We start from the raw sequence: 18,169 nt of genomic DNA, 5'->3' as shown, positions 1-18,169 counted from the left end.
ATAGCGTTAGCTGTTGAGCTTTATTTAAGGCTGGTTAATAACAAAATTTGTTGAAAGATTACTAAGACTCTATTTTTTTATTAAGCAGCCTCATTGTTAATGGCATGACAATATAGGAAATAATAGGCACGATAATAGCCACTACGATGCATACTTCTAGAAATTTGTTAGTCGGTAAGTATGGCTGAAGCCATGCTGGAATAAAATATACTAACGGTACTAACGCTAAATAATTGATAAGCGCTAGTAGGTGCCTGTTCGGTGGTTTCATTCATTGCTCCTTACAAAGTACCACGCAAAGCTAATGCTTTACATGGTAAATATCATCTATTTATGTGCCTGGTTGGCTTGCAAAAAACTATCATATACCCAGCGATAAGAGGTATGCTGTCCTAAAACTCCCCCCAATTCCATGCCTTTTTCACTACGCCAGTCGTCCATTACTTCTGCCAATACCGATGCCCAAGTAGCTACTTTTACACCTGCCTGTGTCATTCGATGAATAGAAGCTTCAGCAACGGCCTTATTCCAAGTACCTGAAGCATCGACAACAGCATAAACATCATACCCTTCGGCCACTGCTGAAATTGCAGGGAACATCAAACAAACATCCGTTACTATACCTGCCATAATTATTTTTTTACGACCAGTGGCTTCAACTGCTTTTTTAAATTCAGGGCTTTTCCACGCATTTATTTCACCAGCTCGTTCAATAACTTCATCACCTAAGATATCAGTGATTTCAGGCATGATTGGTCCATTAGGGCCATCAGGCATACTAGCGGTAGTTATTGTTGGCATACCAACAGTTTTTGCCATTGAGCATAAGCCTTTGATATTTTCTGTCATTAAATGTGGGTCTTGATCACGGCAACTTACTAATAGTCCTGTTTGATGATCAATCATTGCTAATATTGCATTGTCCGTTGTTAATGTTTCGGTGAATTTATTCATGTTATATATCCTCGTATACTTTGTTAATTTATGATTGTTTACTTATAACAACAATTTCAACACCACTTTCTGTAGAGATGTCAGTTTTATAGCTGCGTATTAAGTCACCATCTTCTGCACTAAAGGTACTGTTTTCATCTGAAAATTCAGCTTTACCATGGCTTACATATGCAAGTATTTCTTGGTCAAATTTTATGCTTTCACCTGATGCAAGTCTTACAACGTCTATAATTGTTTCACTATCAAAAGTTTTACTTTGATTTTTGCTACCACCATAGATACGAGTAACGCCATTGGCTGCTAATGTGTAATGTTTATAATTAGCTGCTTGCTTAGATTCATCAGGTAATACCCATAACTGCAACATACGATTCTTTGCATTATCAGGGTTGATTTCGTTATGTGTGAACCCCTCACCACCAGCTCTTTGAACTTGAGCTTCACCAGTTTTTAAGCTTTGGCCATGCTCTAAAGACCCTTCATGGCTTACACGACCTTTCATCATTATTGATATAACATCTATTTCTTTATGTGGATGCATATGGGTTTCACCATTAGGGTTAAACTGTGCATCTGCAAGATAAACAAAGTTTCCAATTCCATCGAATGTGTTCGGTGCTTTTCTACTACCAAACACACGACGGTCAGTAACTAAACGGTGCTCAGTTAATCCTGCAAAGCCGCCTAACGGTAACGAATTTTTACTTAGTACATCCATAATTTTCTCCAACTATTAATTATTGCTAATTGCTTTATGCAAACAATAATAGACGGCTATCACTGTTTAATAAATGCATGAAAATTGATATGATAATCTCATTTATAACAACAATGGGATTGCCTGTGGAACACGATTTGAATGATATGATGGTTTTTTTAGCTGTTGTAGAAATGGGCAGTTTTACCCTTGCTGCTGATAGGTTGGGGATCCCTAAAGCGAATGTTAGTCGAAAGGTATCTCGCTTAGAGCAGAAGCTTGGCATAACTTTACTAGAACGTTCTACTCGCGCTCAACATTTAACTGAGGCAGGAAAACGTTATTTAATCCATTGTAAACGAGTACATGAAGAGTTGGATTTAGCGACAGCTTGTATTTCTGAGTTGCAACATAACTATAAAGGTAACTTAAAAGTTGGGGCGTCTGTTGCCACGGGGCAACAAATCCTAAGACCTTCCCTAGCTGAATTTATGCACCAATATCCTGACTTAACGATTCAACTTAACTTAATTAATCGACGTATAGACTTTATCGAAGAAGGGTTTGATGTTGTGATCCGTATTGGGAAATTAAATGATTCACTGTTGATAGCTAAAAAGCTTGGTACAGTTACGCGAAGATTATTTGCAAGCCCTGAATATGTTGCTAAACATGGAAAACCTATAGCTGTTGATCAATTAACTCAACATCAGTTGCTAATAATGAATCCTCTAAATAATGATTCAAAGTTAACATTAGTTTCAACAAAAAATGAAGAGCACACTATAAATTGCAAACCACGCTTATTAGTTGATGACTTTTCAGTTCTTAAACAATCAATAATTGATGGGTTAGGTATTGCAGTGTTACCAGAATACATTGCCCGAGAAGAGGTGTCTTCTGGAAAGTTAGTAACGCTTCTACCTGATTGGGGTATGACAGACATTGATATTTATGCCCTCTATCCTCGTAATAGAGCCAAGATACCTAAAGTTAAAGCCTTCTTAAATTTTGTAACAAAGCTGTATGTCGATGCATTGAAGTAAAATGATAATAATTTATTATAGTGCTTTGAGTTTGATTTAGTGTCTTGCTCTTTTTAATCTTTTAGTCTTTTTTTAGAAAAGCTTGCTCTACATTTGTGGTCTATTTTACTAGATTATTCCCGACTCAATTTACAGTAATGATATTACCCATTTTTGCAGTGCGTCGTCATTGTAGCGAGGATGCCAAGCCGCAATAACATCAAATTTATCAGGTGACTGCTCTAGGTTAATTTCTATAAGTTTAGAGCCTGTTATCGCTCTTGAAGGCAAAAAAGCTATTGAGTCTGTTGTTTCTAGATACATTGGCACGATAGAAAAACACGGTGCTGATACCACGACATTTCGTTTTAAGCCAAATTTCTTAAACCAGTCATCAATAGATCCTTTAAAGTTTGGCCTAGAAGGCGAAGCGATGATGCTTGGATAATTTGCAATTTCAGTAAGAGAAGGATTTTTATGTGCGATAGATGCATTTGGTGAGGCTACACATACGTGATGTTCTTCAAAAAGTTTTACGATAGGATAGTTATCTGGAATATAGTCAGGAAATGCGATCGCTAAGTTAACTTTTCCACTTTCCATTAATTCATGAATTTTATCTAACTCAAAATCACGAACTATTAACTTTAACTTAGGCGATTGTTTTCTGAGTATTGAGATTAACGACGGTAATACTACTTGTTGGGCATAATCGGTTGCTGCAATAACAAAAGTACCAGAGATTGTTTTAGGATCAAAGTTTGTCGGTGATAAGAGTGCGGTAAAATCATTTAAAAGTTTGTCTACGCCTATAGATAAATCTTCAGCGAATGGTGTTGGCACAAAACCATTTGTTTTCCTAAGAAACAATCGATCATCAAAAACATCACGTAATTTTTTTAAGTGCTCGCTTACGGCTTGTTGGGTTAGCCCTAATTGGTTTGCTGCTTTTGATGCGTTTTGCTCTCGTATTAGAGCCTGAAATACCCTTAATTGTTTAAGATCTAATCGGTCTAACTTACTCACATTTAATTACCACTACCTTGCAATTTTTTGTCAATGTAGCACATAACCATATTTTCTTGTATCACTTACAATGAATGATTGTTTCTAATTGTTTTACTAACTCTTTACTATTTATTCATCAAATCAATTTAACCAAATTGGTAGAAGTTAAAATGAGAGAATCAAATGAAAACAGTTATTTTAATCGGTGCGTTAGGAAAAATGGGTCAAGCGGCATTAACTGGTTTAGGTAACCATAAGGTTATCACTGCAGGACGCTCTGGTAATGTTGACCATATCGTTGATATTACTAATGAACAATCTATAAGATCTTTATATGAAACTGTCGGTCATTTCGATGCTGTGGTTAATACTGTAGGATTTTGTGAATACGCTACATTTACAGAAATGACTGAAGCGCAATGGATGACAACCATTATGAGCAAAATGATGGGACAAATAAATTTAGTACGAATTGGTCAAGAGTATATTAAAGATGGTGGTTCATTTACTTTGATCAGTGGTATTTTAAATGTGAAACCTATTCCATTTGCAATTGCTGATGCAACAGCAAGTGGTGCAATCGATACTTTTGTAAAATGTGTATCTTTAGAAATGCCTAGAAATACCCGTATTAATGTTGTTAACCCAACTGTATTAGCTGAAGCATGGGATGTATACGGTGAAATGATGCCAGGTTTTGAACCTGTTCCTGGAGCATTAGTAGGTAAAGCTTTTGAACGCTCAGTAGATGGTTTTATTAATGGCGAAGTTATTTTTGTTGATGCATAAAATTCATTGAGGGAAGTCTACTTTGTAGGCTTTCTCACAAATTATTGAGTTACTCTACATGGAACTAAGGAGGGGACGAAGCCAGGCATTTTGCCCTCATATTATCCTGTTTTTAGCACGAAATAGAATATCTAGTGAAGCGGGATTTGAATGTTTAAAATGTCTTCTCTGGAGAAGTCGATTTATTTTCTTCAGAAAGATACGATACGGCATTTATGCGGTGCCTTGTATTTACTAACTGCGTATTTAAATAATCTAATTGAGCTTGAATTTTCAAAGCTTTAGGCTTAATCGCTTGTACTTCACTAACTATTTTGCAGACTGACCAGCCAAGCTGCAATAGTAACATCGAAATAACTGTTCCCGTTCTGCCTGTGCCACCCTTGCAATGCACCGCCACTACGCCTTGGTTAACTATTTCATCTAATATGCTCTGTTTATGTTTAAGCCACTGTAATTCAAATGCGCTTGCAGGTGCTTCGTCATCAACAATTGGAAGCTGAAGCCAAGTGATTTGATGTTTATGGCAAATACTCGGCAATGCAATAACATCGTTTGCTACCATCTCTTCCTCTGGCATTAAGGTGATTAGCATTGAGGTTTGATTTTTCTTTAACTGCAGTATTGAATCTTCAAGACTCACCAATTTAGTGCCAGGGCAGGGGGTAAATATTAGCTTTGCACCATTTGGCAAAGCTAATATTTGAAAGGGATGTATTTTCATTTTATATGCTTAAAAATTATAACTGAACTCGAACCGTTTGCACTGCATTGGCCGCAATAGATACTTTCGCATACTGACTACCTATTTTTAATGAATAGATGATTGGCTGTTTGGTGGTATTTAACAATTGCACACTGACTAGGTTATTATCATTAATAGCGGCACTTGCGTGAAATGCATCTTCTTCCAAGTTGTCTAATTGCTTGTTAACTTGTAATGCTTTATCACCGGGGCGAATGGTTTTACTAAACTGTGCAAGCACATAGTAAATTGGCGTGTAATAAACTTCACCGGTGTTAGTATCAATCATAATTGGCGCACCACAGTAGTTTCCTACATGATTAGGCCCACCATTTTGATCTAATACAATATTCCAATCTATCCAGCCTTCAAGCCAATGATCGAGACTAACGATAATATTTCGCGCATAGCGATGCACCGGGGTATATATTGGGTGATCTTCAGCTTTTGGTGCCCAGGTAGCCGTATATGCCCAATCTGTCGCATTAGCATTCCACCAGAACTCGTCATTGTTAAACCAGTTTTTTTCGGTAAAGTTAACCGGATCTAAAATGCCATTGGGGGCAACTTTGCCTAAATCATCAATAGTACCTTCGGTATGAATAATTGAAAAGTCTGGGAACTTTTCATGAACTCGATCAAATACATCTTCATTTACTTCAACACTACTTTCATACCAATGCACCGCCGTACCATAAACATAGGGAGCTGTTTCTTTATCGCCTAGAATTTCATCGGTCCAATGCTCTATACCATCACGATTTTGATCGTAAATAAGTAGGTTTACATCTTCATGGGGACTTGCTTTTAGTTTTGGGCCCAAGTGCTCCTTGATAAAGGTATTTTGCGTTTGCGGAGTAAAATGCATGCTTTCCCATTGACCACTATTGCCATGAGGTTCATTAACAGGTGTAAGCGCCCAAATATCGATGCCTTGTTGTTGATAAGCATCCAAATATTTAACAATGTAATCAGCATAGGTAGAAACATATTGTGGTTTTAATTTACCACCGCTACCCTGATGATTATTTTCAGCCGTAGGTTTGATGTACCAGTCTTCAATATCTTTCATCCATGGCGGAGCTGTCCATGCCGATGCAACAATTCTTAGGTCTTTGTCTGCTTGTTTATTTTTAATGGCATAGGCTTGCTTGATCATTGGTAATAGATCATAGCTCTCATCTTTTATGCCTGAATGTTGTTTCTTGCTGAAACCGTCTTGATCAACATTGATGTTAAAGTGTTTTAACTCGACGTCTCCTGCTACTTCGGCATACGAATACTTGCCGTTTACAGCAAAGTCAGTGGCACCAATATGGGTACGAGCTAAAGAAAAATTAGCACCCGTCTCACCATATATATTCTCCATAACTTCGGCTCTTTTGTCCTGCTCTAGATGGGCGAGAACATAAGCAGAAGATTCGGTAAAAGAAGTGCCAATTCCAATAATTTTTTGTTTTACAATGTCAGGCCTTACTTCAAGCACAGTGCCACTTGGCTTACCTTGGATAAATGCAAGATTTTGCTGTGGGGCAATTTTATCACCGGCTTCACTGGTGAGGAATATTTCTGCAGTCGTTGCCAGCTGATAATTAATATCAGACGAAACTTTTAGCTCATGTGCTGCCAGGCTTTGCACAATACAGCCAATAAAGGTAATGGAAGATATTGTCGCAAACACGATATTTTTTTTAAATTTTTTCATCTTAATACTTAACCTGCGCAAAAATACATAACAGTTCTATTTCGAAAATATGATTGAATAATCATCATCTAGTGATCAGGAAATCAAAACAATGGTATTGCGCTAAAGTGGATTCTTGCAGCGGTAAGGCGGATAAATTACAAATTTAAAGCCCTCCCTGGAAATTTGCATTCCTTCATCCTTAATTTACAAATCTATTGCCGTTTTCAACAAGGAAGTTGTGTATGCCGTAAACGCATGGATGCGTAGGAACGGTCCATGGCGATTTGCATTCCCTCATCCTTGATGTAAAAAAAGTCCAGCGGCAGCTGGACTTTCATTAATGCTATTTTGAACTAAATTCGATTAACTTTATTACAGTTAAGTAAACTTGTGGCAATGCTATTTTGATATGTTTAAATCAGTAACATACAATTTATCACCAGCATTACCGCCTTCTCCAAATATTGCTATTTGAGTTAATTTAGTCATGTTCAACGGTATATCCGCGATGTTTATGCTTACTTCAGACCAAGCACTTGAAACAGTTAACGGTACTTTATGCTCGGCGCCATCAACAATGAAGTCTACTGTAAATGCGTTCATAGAACCTGTGGCAGCCACTTTGAAGTTAATGGTTTGATATTTAGCCACGTCAATTTCATAAGTTTGCACGCCACCATAAATATCACCCATTAAGGCCAATACTGTGCCCCAGCCAGCTCCTTTTGTTACTTCAAAAGCATTTAGGCCGTCATAAAGAACGTCCCCGGCAAGCGTTGAGCCGGTAGACCAATCGCTAAAGGTGATATTGCCTTCGTTTACCAAGTTATTATCATCAACGCGTAAGTCTACATCTTCATTAGAAGAAGTAAGAAGTACGAATTTATCATCTGTGCTTGGTTTGGCCGCTGGATTAGTGCCGTTGTCATACATGGTCATATCAGTAATATATAATTTTTGATTTGACGACACTCCATCTGTGTATACGCCAAATACCGCAATTTGACTAACGTTAGATAAGTTCACGCCATACTGCTGTAAATTAATATCAATATCATTCCACTCTGCTTGTTCAGCTAATCCAAAACCAACCTCCTGTGCCGGGTTTGCTCCGCCAATTGTTGATACAATAGATACTGCATATCGGTCAAAAGCACCAGATGAAGCGACTTTAAATTTAATGTTGGTATATTTTGCTAGATCAACATCATAATTATCGATGTTTGTACCATCAGATATATCGCCTTGCAGTGCCAGAACAGCACCCCAGCTACCACCAGCGGTAAGCTCAACAGCATTTAAATTATCATAAGTAGTATTACCTATCTGAGTACCTGTGCTCCATTCACCAAAAATAACATTACCCACGGCACTATTGTTGTCATCATCAACAATTAAATCGCTGACAACGCTCTCGCTAGAAGAGATAAAGACGAAGTCGTTTTCAAGGTCGCTATCGATACTAATGCTTTTATCAGCGTAGATGGCCAAATTTGCAATATAGATTTTAGATACAGCAGGTGTGCCGCCGATACCATAGACAGCAATTTGGTCAATGGCAGAAAGGTTTAAAGCAAAATCGAACAAGTCAACGCTAACATTTTGCCAGTCAGGGTTGCTGTCATCAACAGGTACGATTACTTTTGAAACCACACCATTTGCACCAATCGCAACTTCATAGCTAGAATAGCCACCGGTTGTGGCAAGGTTAAGCTGCAAAGTAGTGAATAGACTAAGGTCGCCATTAATACCGCCGTCAAACGCTAACACAGTTCCCCAGTTTCCAGCCTCAGGTGAGTTGCTACCTGAGGATATTTCCCAACTTGTGATGTCATTATAAATGATATCACCAGCTATTTGAGAGCCGGTACTCCATTCATTGATCAACGTTTCATCAAAGTTAACATCGCTAGTCTCTGTACTGGAGATAAAGTAAAACGAATCACCTGTTGGTTCAACCGGTGGCTCTACCGGTGGCTCAACCGGCGGCTCTACCGGCGGTTCTACTGGCGGCTCTACTGGTGGTTCAACCGGCGGTTCTACTGGTGGCTCAACTTCATCAACGACGGTAATGGTAAATGACTGGCTCGTTTCAAATTCACCATCATTTACCGTAATAACAACACTACTCTCACCCAAATCGTCAATTGTAGGGGTACCAGAAAGTAAGCCTGTAATATTATCAAAACTTAACCAAACCGGTAATGTTGTAGCACTAACAGCCAACAAATCATTTTCAGAATCACTTGTTGTTACAGTGTAGCTGTAAGCTCCGCCTACTGAAATATTTTCATTGGCTGTACTCGTAATTGTCGGCGCATTATTGATCGGCGTATTATCAACAGGAGTATTATCAATGGGGGCATTATCAACCGGCGTACTATCAGCCGGTGTTTTTTTTACATCCCCATACGGAGTATCAGCACCACAACCAGCCAGAGTTAAACTGGCTAAAAGCAGTGATAATTTAAAATTAATATTCATCATAAGTAAATGTCATCTTTTTTGTTGAATTAGTTATTGTTGAATTCGTTATGGCCATATAAAAGCGCTTATACCAACTTAACTTGATTGTTAAGTTAATCAATAGAAATGCGTTAAGGAGGGGGGTAGTGTGAGTTAAAATGGACACTGTCGTTTTTTGGTAGATTGTGGAGAATGTTTTTTTATACGTATTACAAATCTAGTACCGTTTTCAACAAGGAAGTTGTATTTTCCGTGAACACACGGATGTGAATGAACGGCCCATGGCGGTTTGCATTCCATCTTCCCTGATGTTACAAATCTAGTGCCATCCATGGCGATTTGCATTCCATCTTCCCTGATGTAAAAAAGGCTTACAATATGCATTGTAAGCCTTTCTATTTATACTCAACTTTTAAAGTTTGAGGGTTAGTTTACTACTACGCTCACTTCATCCCAGTAGTAAGTTTTCTCACCAGCGGTTGCACCATCGGTGCCGAAGTTAAAGAATATAGAAGCTTTATTAAATACCCAGTCGGCATGAATTAAAGGCTCTGTACCTGTTGCTTCATTGTTGAAGTTAAAGGTTAATTCTTCCCAAGTATTTGCAACTGTGGTTAACGTTTCTGTTTCAACGGTATGAGTAACATCGTTACTATCTTCAATTTTCAACCGAACTGCTATACCAGCATCTGGAGAATAAACCCAAACTTTCATGGTATTGGTGGTGTTAGAAGGATTGATTGGAAGTAGCGTTGCAAATCCAGAATCAGTTCCCATCGTAGTACCAGCCCATAATGCGGCAGTATTAGATTTAACAGACATAGCAACAGTGCCATGAGTACCAGCAGGATCGGCTACTAATGTTGAGGTAGTACCACCAAAGTCAGTTAGGGTGTAATTAACATCCAAAGCTTCAAAGTTTAATGGATAATCAATTTGGCTTCCCGAAGCTGGCGGTGGTGGCGGTGTCGCGTCATTGCCACTATTTAAAATAGCCATGTTATCAATACGATATACCGCACCAGTGCCAGTTCCCCATGCTGGGAATACCATAACAACATCGATAGCACTTGTGTCAAGGCCAGCTGTTGCTAAATCGGCAAGGTTAAAGGTATAGGTTTGCCACGTGTCTAATATAGGCGCTGAATGACCTTCTTGACTCGTTGATAAATTAACTTCGGCAAAACTCGCACCATTATTACTCTCTACTTTAAGCATCCATGCAGTATCACCAGGTGATGCAGTCATTTTTAAATCAAAGCTAAGCACGCCATCGGCAGTAATTGGACTGGCGTTAAATGGCATGCCACCAACTGCACCATGATCTGCTCGAGCACTAAAGCCCATTACCGTAGCGCCACCGATACTAAATTCCATAGTATTAGCGTGGTCAACGTCATCAACAGCTATTGCAGGGGTAGAACCCGTACAACAATCCCATGCTAACCAGTCAGTACGATTGGTTTCATCGAAGATAACAATCTCATCAGGTTGTGGCTCAACAGGCGGTTCAACTGGAGGCTCTACTGGTGGCTCACCAGATGTTACTACGCTAACTTCATCCCAGTAGTAAGTTTTCTCACCAGCGGTTGCACCGTCAGTACCGAAATTAAAGAAGATAGAAGCTTTATCAAATACCCAGTCGGCATGAATTAAAGGCTCTGTCCCTGGCGCTTCAGTATTGAAATCAAAAGTAAGCTCTTCCCATGTGTTGGCAACTGTTGTTACAGTTTCAGTTTCAACGGTATGAGTATTATCGTTATGATCTTCAATTTTCAAACGTACCGGTATACCTGCATCTGGAGAATATACCCAAACTTTCATGGTATTCGTGGTGTTAGACGGATTAATTGAAATTGCTGTTGCAAATCCAGAATCAGTTCCCATAGTAGTACCAGCCCATAATTCTGCAGAATCAGATTTAACTGACATAGTAACAGTGCCATGAACTCCTGCCGGATCGGCAGCTAATGTTGAGGTATTACCACCAAAGTCGGTTAGGGTGTAATCAACATCCAAAGCTTCAAAGTTTAATGGGTGATCAATTTGTGAATCTACTGGTGGTTCAACAGGCGGTTCTTCGCTAGCTGAAAAACGCACATTATCGATTAAGTACACGGCACCTTCACCAGTACCCCAATCAGGGAATACCATAAGTACATCAATTTTAGTTACGTCTAAGCCCGCAGTCGCAAGATCTGCAATTTTAAACGTATAGGTTTGCCAAGTGTCTAATAATGGCGCTGCATGAGCTTCATTACTACTTGATAAAGGAACTTGTGCAAATGTAGCGCCGCCATCACTTTCAAGTTTTAATTGCCAAGCTGTATCACCAGGAGATGCAGTCATTTTTAAGTCAAATGAAACCGTACCTGTTTCCGTAATCGATGTTGCATCATACTGCATTGGATTAATTGCGCCATCAACTGCACGGGAAATAAAGCCCATAACAGTAGGAGCTACACCTATGCTGAATTCTACGGCATTACCATTGGTACCGCCGGCATCAACTAGCGTTGGCGTAGAGCCACCACAACAATCCCATACAGGCCAGCTTTCAAGAATATTATCGGCAAATATTACTAAGTCTGCCACAGGTGGTTCAACAGGTGGCTCAACTGGTGGTTCAACAGGAGGTTCTTCGCCTACTGCTACTACACTAATATCGTCCAGGTAGACATTACCAGCTTCGCCACCCATATCAAATAGTACTCGGCTATTATCATCACCAGCTTCAGGCGTGATGGTATAAGTGTAAGTAACCCAATCGGTTGTTAATGTTACTACCTCAGTCGTTGCCGTCCACGGATCATGGTTAATACCAAGGCCTGCAACAATTGTACGAGCTACATCTGCTTTAGCTTTAAACGTTAACGTATAAGCTTGCCCTGCTTCAAGTGTCATCACTTGGCTTAAGTTAACGTCCCAAACATTACCTGCTGTATCAACAGTAGCTTGGAAAACGTTATTGTCACCTTCGGCGATAATCGCACCTGTACCCGGCATAACCCAACTTGCGGCATCATCGAAACCAGCATTAATCACTAATTCAGCACCAGGCTCAACTGGCGGTTCAACCGGCGGCTCCACTGGCGGTTCAGAAACACCGTCGGTGAAAGTAATGTTATCAACGTAGTTCAATGTATTTTGGCTTCTAGCATTCGTTCTATCTGGAAAGATAGCAAAACCACCAATATCGTCATTTTCAGGTAGACCAATCATGTGACAGAAATCAAACGTTAATGTCTCCCATTGGTTCACTACTGTATTGGTAGCAGATATTGAGCCATGAGAGCCCCAGCCATCACCATGTTGTTTTTCAAATTTCACATCAACGGCACTAATGGTGTCTTTGTAAACATCGACCTTCACAACACAATTTGCTAACTCTAAAGCGAAATTATCGATACCTTCGGTTCTTGCGCCAATCCACTCGCCGTCACCTTGATGAATATCGAACAAAGCAGAGGTATTTGAAGTGTTGATCCCGTTGGTATCTGGGTTAGCAACATATTGCACCTTAGCAGTATCAAAAGATCCCCAAGTTAGTTGTGGTCCTTCAAAATCAACGCCCAGAGTGGTGGTAGTTGTAGCACCATCTCCTGATTCACCAGGGGTACGAGGTTCAACAGGAGGTTCAACAGGTGGTTCAACCGGCGGTTCAACAGGTGGTTCTTCACCTACTGCTACTACACTGATATCGTCGAGGTAAACATTTCCAGCTTCCCCGCCCATATCAAATAGTACTCGGCTATTATCATCACCAACTTCAGGCGTAATGGTATAAGTGTAAGTAACCCAATCTGTTGTTAATGTTACATCTTCGGTAGTCGCTGTCCAAGGATCATGGTTAAAACCAAGACCAGCAACAATAGTACGAACAACATCTGCTTTTGCTTTAAAGGTAAGCGTATAAGGTTGACCTGCCACAAGCGTCATCACTTGGCTTAAGTTAACGTCCCAAACATTACCGGCTGTGTCAACCATAGCTTGGAAAACGTTATTGTCACTTTCGGAGATAATAGAACCAGAAGCCGGCATAACCCAATCAGTGTCACCACCATCAAAACCAGCATTAACCACTGATTCAACCGGAACAACAGGATCAACTGGATCCACTGGGTCAACAGGACCAACAGGATCAACTGGGTCAACAGGATCAACTGGGTCAACTGGGTCAACAGGTGGCTCTGCATCTAATGTACCGAAATACACATCAGCTAAGAAAACAGTAGTACCTGAATCGCCAATAAAGTTAAGAGCAAACCATGTCATGTCAGTAAAACCAGGTAAGGTAACCTCCAATTCCACCCAGCCATTACCTAAATCTACTCCTGATGCAAGGTTATAAACTTCCTTAGATTCTGGCAGTGTTACACTTTGAACAAGAACTTCAACAGAAGTAAAGGTATCCGTTTTAACTTTAAATTTAGCACTACTATATGCTGAAATATCAATTGCATTCTCAGGGTCATTGCCCCAAGCCACAACAGTTCCCCAGCCAGTACTTTTTGAAATTTCTAATGTTTTAGGGTAAGTCGTATCGGTAGATTGGTCAGTATATACGGTGTCTGAACCCCAAGTATCTCCCCAATATTGGATAGGGAAAGAGTCATCATTGTCTGAATAAAAAATATAACCTGGAGGAGCAAGTTCTACCGGAACTAGAGAGACTGTAATAGTAAATGTTTTAACAATATCAGCACCACCATCACTAACCATTAACGTAACCGTATGCTCACCTACATCTTCTGCCGTTGGCGTACCAGATAAAATACCTGTAGTGCCATCAAATGATAACCAAACAGGTAATACTGTTGCAGAAAATGTTAATGCTGCATCATCATCATGAGTAGCAGCTAAGGTGTAGCTATATTCAATATCAGCGGTAGCATTAGTAATAACACTACCGGTAATAACAATAGGAGGCATGGTTACGGTTATAGTGAATGTTTGTTTCACTACATCAGTACCATCGCTTACTGCTAAAACAATTGTGTGCTCGCCAGCGTCAGAATTTCCAGGTGTACCCGTTAGCAAACCAGTAGCTGCTTCAAAACTCAGCCAACTTGGCAATGTTTCGGCGGAGATATGAACCGTATCACTTGCATCAGGATCGTCTGCTACAAATTCATAGGTATACATTTGGCCTGCTGCAACTGTTAATGCAGCGCTACTATGGATTGTAGGTGCGCTATTTGTAGCTACAGTTAGGTCATCTAATACTTCTACATCATTAGACGAACTATCTCCATCACACGCTGTTAAGGCTAAAGCTAAGCTCGCCGTCAGCAATGTTTTTCTAAGATGGACTTTCTTGGTTACTAAAGTCATTTCTTTCCCCACCGATTTATTTATATACGTTTTGTTTGTTTAATTTATAAGAATAAAAATATGCAATATGACCATGTAACAAACATTTTTAAGAGGCAATGCTAAAGCGATGAAGGGGTATTGCAGGCACGGTGAAGTGGAAAATTACGGGATTTTAGTCGTATAAATCAATATTTTAATTACAAAAAATAGCGCTATGTACTTAGGCTGCGTGTGGGAAATACTGCAAGGTTTCCGTTTTACCTCATTGGTAGTCCGTTTTGCCTTTTTTAGCTTGTTTAAATAAAAGTCAGGAATATTGTGAGGTAAAACAAAATTACAATTATTGAGCTAGGAGAGCAGCTTTGAACTTACTGCAAATTTATAAATTACCTAAAAACATAAGTTTTAACTTCAAGCATTGCTTTGTCATATTTTTATTTTCCCTATTAACGGCATGTGGAGGTGGGGGCAGTGATAAAGCTGAAATTGAGAATACTCCTCCGGTCGAAAATACTACACCTACAGATGAGCAAGATAACTCTACAGAAGAAGATAATACTGAAACTGAAGAACTAGATTTAGATAATGATGGCGTTTTTGATTCTGTTGATAGTTGCCTTGATTCAAACGAAAGCGACGAAGTAGATGAAACAGGCTGCGCTATCATTGTGGAAATCGCAAGTGGATTAACCGAAGTTGATATTTCTAATGATATTTTAGTTGCCGGTAAAGATTCAGCAAACCCTGGCTTTACCTTATACGTGTTTGACAATGATTTAAATATATCAGGAAGTAGTTGTATTGATGGCTGTGCGGTTAACTGGCCACCATTATTGGTAACAGATGAATTGGCTTCCGGGATAGAGAATTTAACTTCCGTGGCACGTAATGACGGTACTTTTCAGGTTGCTTATAACGGTAGACCACTATATTTCTTTATTAATGATGCGGCTATTGGTGAGTCAAATGGTAGTCGGGTGAATGGCTGGGATGTACAGCCCGTTAATAGTGATCCAGTTGATACTGATGACGATGGGATATTAGATACTGTAGATGTTTGCCCAGATACAGAACCGTCTGTCGAGGTTGATGCAACTGGTTGTGCCATTGTGGTGGAAGAACCTAGTAAGTTAATAGAAGTTGATGTTGCTAATGAAATCTTAATTGCAGGTAAAGATGCACCAAACCAAGGGTTTACACTCTATGTATTTGATAATGATTTGGAGCAGACTGGAAGCACTTGTAACGGAGGCTGTGCGGTTAATTGGCCACCATTGTTGGTTACCGATGAAGTGGCTAATGGAGTAATAAATTTAACAACAGTTGTACGTGATGATGGCACTTTGCAAGCGGCATACAAAGGTAGACCATTATATTACTTTATTAATGATGCAGCCATTGGCGATACCAACGGCAGTAATATAGAAGGTTGGGATGTTCAACCTTATGGCGTCGATGTATCTCTTGGCGATATCGTACCTTTATATAATGCCACTACCGAGCAAGAGCCGGCAATTATTTATGAGACCAATGAAGCTATTATTACTAAATTTGCCGATAGAGGTCGAGATCGTCACGCCAAAGAAGATCATTTTCAACAATATGATCATTACCTTTCACATTATTGGACCCATCGTACCGCGCGTTTTAAATTTACCGATTATGTTGCCAAAGGCGGCTCAAGTATTAAAGTAGAGTGGGTGTCAGAGTGGAAACTACAAGCGTTAGAATTTAGAGCTTGGTATTCAGGTATGAATACCGTTGCTGAATACCACGGTAATTATGAACCTGAAGTAGTGGTCGAAGGCCATGGTACTTATGACAATGATCTAGAGCAAACCAGTACATCAGGAGACCAATACAAATACTCTCTCACCATTAATGATTATAGAGCTTTAAATGGCAGTGTTTCGCCATTGGCCATAGGCCAACACATGGAAATTGAAGTAAGCCAATTTCTTGATGGTGTACCTGAAGGTCGAACTAACTATTACGGCACAACTTATCTGTATCAAGTTGGTAAAGGCGGCATGGTTCCTTGGAAAGCCGTGGGTGACTTTGCAATTAAATCGACTGAACGTGAAAACTCTCATCCTATTGAACAAAGCGGTTGGTTAGGTGGCAATACGACTTTACCTTATCAATACACCAATGAGCCAAACGATCACTTTATGCAAATGGCCACCAATTTATCTAGCGTTAATGGTCAACCATTTGTACTCGGCCGTCGTGTTTTACATACTTCATTTGTTGATGGTCAACATGATGAAGACCCAGCTAACGGTACCTTTGCTGAATTGAGTGGTAAAGCAGGCACTCATTTTGTTAACGATAGTTGTTCGAATTGTCATGAACGAAACGGCCGCGCAGCACCTGCTGAAATTGGTGTAAATCTTGATAAGTGGGTATTTAAAATTGCTGATAGCAATGGTGAACCAGATGCTGAACGGGGTAGTGTATTACAACCAACTAATACGGGGAGTGTGCAAGGCGAGGGTACGGTCTCATTAGCAGCCTGGACCGAATCAAATGGTTTGCGTTCACCAAATTATCAATTTTCAACCGGTACACCAGCCAAGTTTTCTGCTCGTATTGCGCCGCAGTTAGTTGGCCTAGGTCTGTTAGAAGCAATACCAGAAGAACAAATTTTGGCCCTTGCAGATGTCAATGATGAAGTTGCGCCGTTTGGTATTTCCGGTAAAGCACAAAAAGTGACAGACCCAGTAACCGGACAAACTCGTTTGGGGCGATTCGGCTGGAAAGCGGCAACATCTAGCGTTAAACATCAAACTGCCGGCGCGCTTAATACCGATATGGGGGTGATGACCAGTGTTCTTTCTAACCCAGACTGTGGAGTAAACCAGCAATCTAGAGGCGAGTGTGGCGTAAACACTATTGAGTTAGCTGACCAACATTTAGATAATCTAGTTAAGTACATCTCTTTATTAGGGGTAAGAGCGCAACGAGGTTTGGATGATGCACAAGTGCAAAATGGACAAGCACTATTCACAACGATTGGTTGTAATGATTGTCATACTGACACAATGACAACCAGTGAACATCATCCATTAACTGAGTTGGTGGGGCAAACAATTCATCCTTACACTGACATGTTATTACATGACATGGGCGAAGGCTTGGCCGATAACCTGGGCGAAGGCTTAGCAACAGGTGCTGAGTGGCGCACAACTCCATTATGGGGTATAGGTTTATCTGCGTGTGTTACCGGTGGAGTAATTAACCCCATTGGCGGGCAAGGCAATGAAGAGTGTACTCCGGTGCACAGCTATTTGCATGACGGTCGCGCTCGCAGTATAGAGGAAGCAATTCTTTGGCATGGCGGTGAATCGCAAGCTTCTAAAGTGAAATATCAACAACTTAGCACAGCCGAGAAAGATGCTTTGCGGAGCTTTTTAAACTCACTATAAACTCATTTAAATAACAGAATCCCAGCGTGTACCAACTTATATTAATGATTTATT

The 18,169-nt window shown here is 40.0% G+C and carries 11 protein-coding genes; 3 read left to right on the top strand and 8 right to left on the bottom strand.

The features are described from left to right. Nucleotides 1–61: 61 nt before the first annotated feature. Genes RGQ13_RS16755 through RGQ13_RS16745 form a run of 3 tightly spaced genes read right to left on the bottom strand, consistent with a single transcriptional unit; the run spans nt 62 to nt 1,672 of the window. Nucleotides 62–271 carry a hypothetical protein gene (locus RGQ13_RS16755; RefSeq protein ID WP_348390882.1) on the bottom strand — a complete coding sequence of 70 codons (210 nt, stop codon included), beginning with the start codon at nt 269–271 and terminating at the stop codon, nt 62–64. Between the two features lie 56 nt (nt 272–327). Further along, nucleotides 328–954: an isochorismatase family protein gene (locus tag RGQ13_RS16750; RefSeq protein WP_348390881.1), complete on the bottom strand. Its 627-nt coding sequence runs from the start codon at nt 952–954 to the stop codon at nt 328–330. A gap of 28 nt (nt 955–982) precedes the next feature. Continuing rightward, nucleotides 983–1,672 carry a pirin family protein gene (locus tag RGQ13_RS16745; RefSeq protein WP_348390880.1) on the bottom strand — a complete coding sequence of 230 codons (690 nt, stop codon included), beginning with the start codon at nt 1,670–1,672 and terminating at the stop codon, nt 983–985. Nucleotides 1,673–1,797: 125 nt separating this feature from the next. On the opposite strand from RGQ13_RS16745, the gene RGQ13_RS16740 reads away from it, so the two are divergent. Next, nucleotides 1,798–2,697, top strand: coding sequence for a LysR family transcriptional regulator (locus tag RGQ13_RS16740; RefSeq protein ID WP_348390879.1), 900 nt, complete (start codon nt 1,798–1,800; stop codon nt 2,695–2,697). 129 nt (nt 2,698–2,826) lie between these two features. Here RGQ13_RS16740 and RGQ13_RS16735 read toward each other — a convergent pair whose 3' ends face one another. Further along, on the bottom strand, nt 2,827–3,702 hold the full coding sequence (locus tag RGQ13_RS16735; RefSeq protein ID WP_348390878.1) for a LysR family transcriptional regulator: 876 nt from the start codon (nt 3,700–3,702) through the stop codon (nt 2,827–2,829). Between the two features lie 165 nt (nt 3,703–3,867). On the opposite strand from RGQ13_RS16735, the gene RGQ13_RS16730 reads away from it, so the two are divergent. After that, entirely contained in the window at nt 3,868–4,473 is a 606-nt protein-coding gene (locus tag RGQ13_RS16730) for a short chain dehydrogenase (protein WP_348390877.1), read from the top strand. Between the two features lie 154 nt (nt 4,474–4,627). Here RGQ13_RS16730 and RGQ13_RS16725 read toward each other — a convergent pair whose 3' ends face one another. From RGQ13_RS16725 to RGQ13_RS16710, 4 genes are all read right to left on the bottom strand, one after another. Further along, nucleotides 4,628–5,197, bottom strand: a complete 570-nt coding sequence (locus RGQ13_RS16725) for a phosphatase domain-containing protein (protein WP_348390876.1) — start codon at nt 5,195–5,197, stop codon at nt 4,628–4,630. A 16-nt stretch (nt 5,198–5,213) separates the two neighbouring features. Beyond that, nucleotides 5,214–6,923, bottom strand: coding sequence for a glycoside hydrolase family 30 protein (locus RGQ13_RS16720; protein ID WP_348390875.1), 1,710 nt, complete (start codon nt 6,921–6,923; stop codon nt 5,214–5,216). A gap of 381 nt (nt 6,924–7,304) precedes the next feature. Then, nucleotides 7,305–9,392: a putative Ig domain-containing protein gene (locus RGQ13_RS16715; protein ID WP_348390874.1), complete on the bottom strand. Its 2,088-nt coding sequence runs from the start codon at nt 9,390–9,392 to the stop codon at nt 7,305–7,307. Nucleotides 9,393–9,797: 405 nt separating this feature from the next. Beyond that, a complete protein-coding gene (locus RGQ13_RS16710; RefSeq protein WP_348390873.1) occupies nt 9,798–14,705 on the bottom strand; it encodes a carbohydrate binding domain-containing protein in 4,908 nt (1,635 codons plus the stop codon). A gap of 344 nt (nt 14,706–15,049) precedes the next feature. On the opposite strand from RGQ13_RS16710, the gene RGQ13_RS16705 reads away from it, so the two are divergent. Then, nucleotides 15,050–18,115 (top strand): di-heme oxidoredictase family protein, encoded by a 3,066-nt coding sequence (locus RGQ13_RS16705; RefSeq protein ID WP_348390872.1) that lies wholly within the window; start codon nt 15,050–15,052, stop codon nt 18,113–18,115. Nucleotides 18,116–18,169 lie beyond the last annotated feature (54 nt).

Origin of the sequence: Thalassotalea psychrophila (assembly GCF_031583595.1) — a bacterium.
Classification (GTDB): Bacteria; Pseudomonadota; Gammaproteobacteria; order Enterobacterales; family Alteromonadaceae; genus Thalassotalea_A; species Thalassotalea_A psychrophila.
The sequence above is the reverse complement of the archived record's forward strand: the minus strand, read 5'-3'. Positions and strand labels throughout refer to the sequence as shown.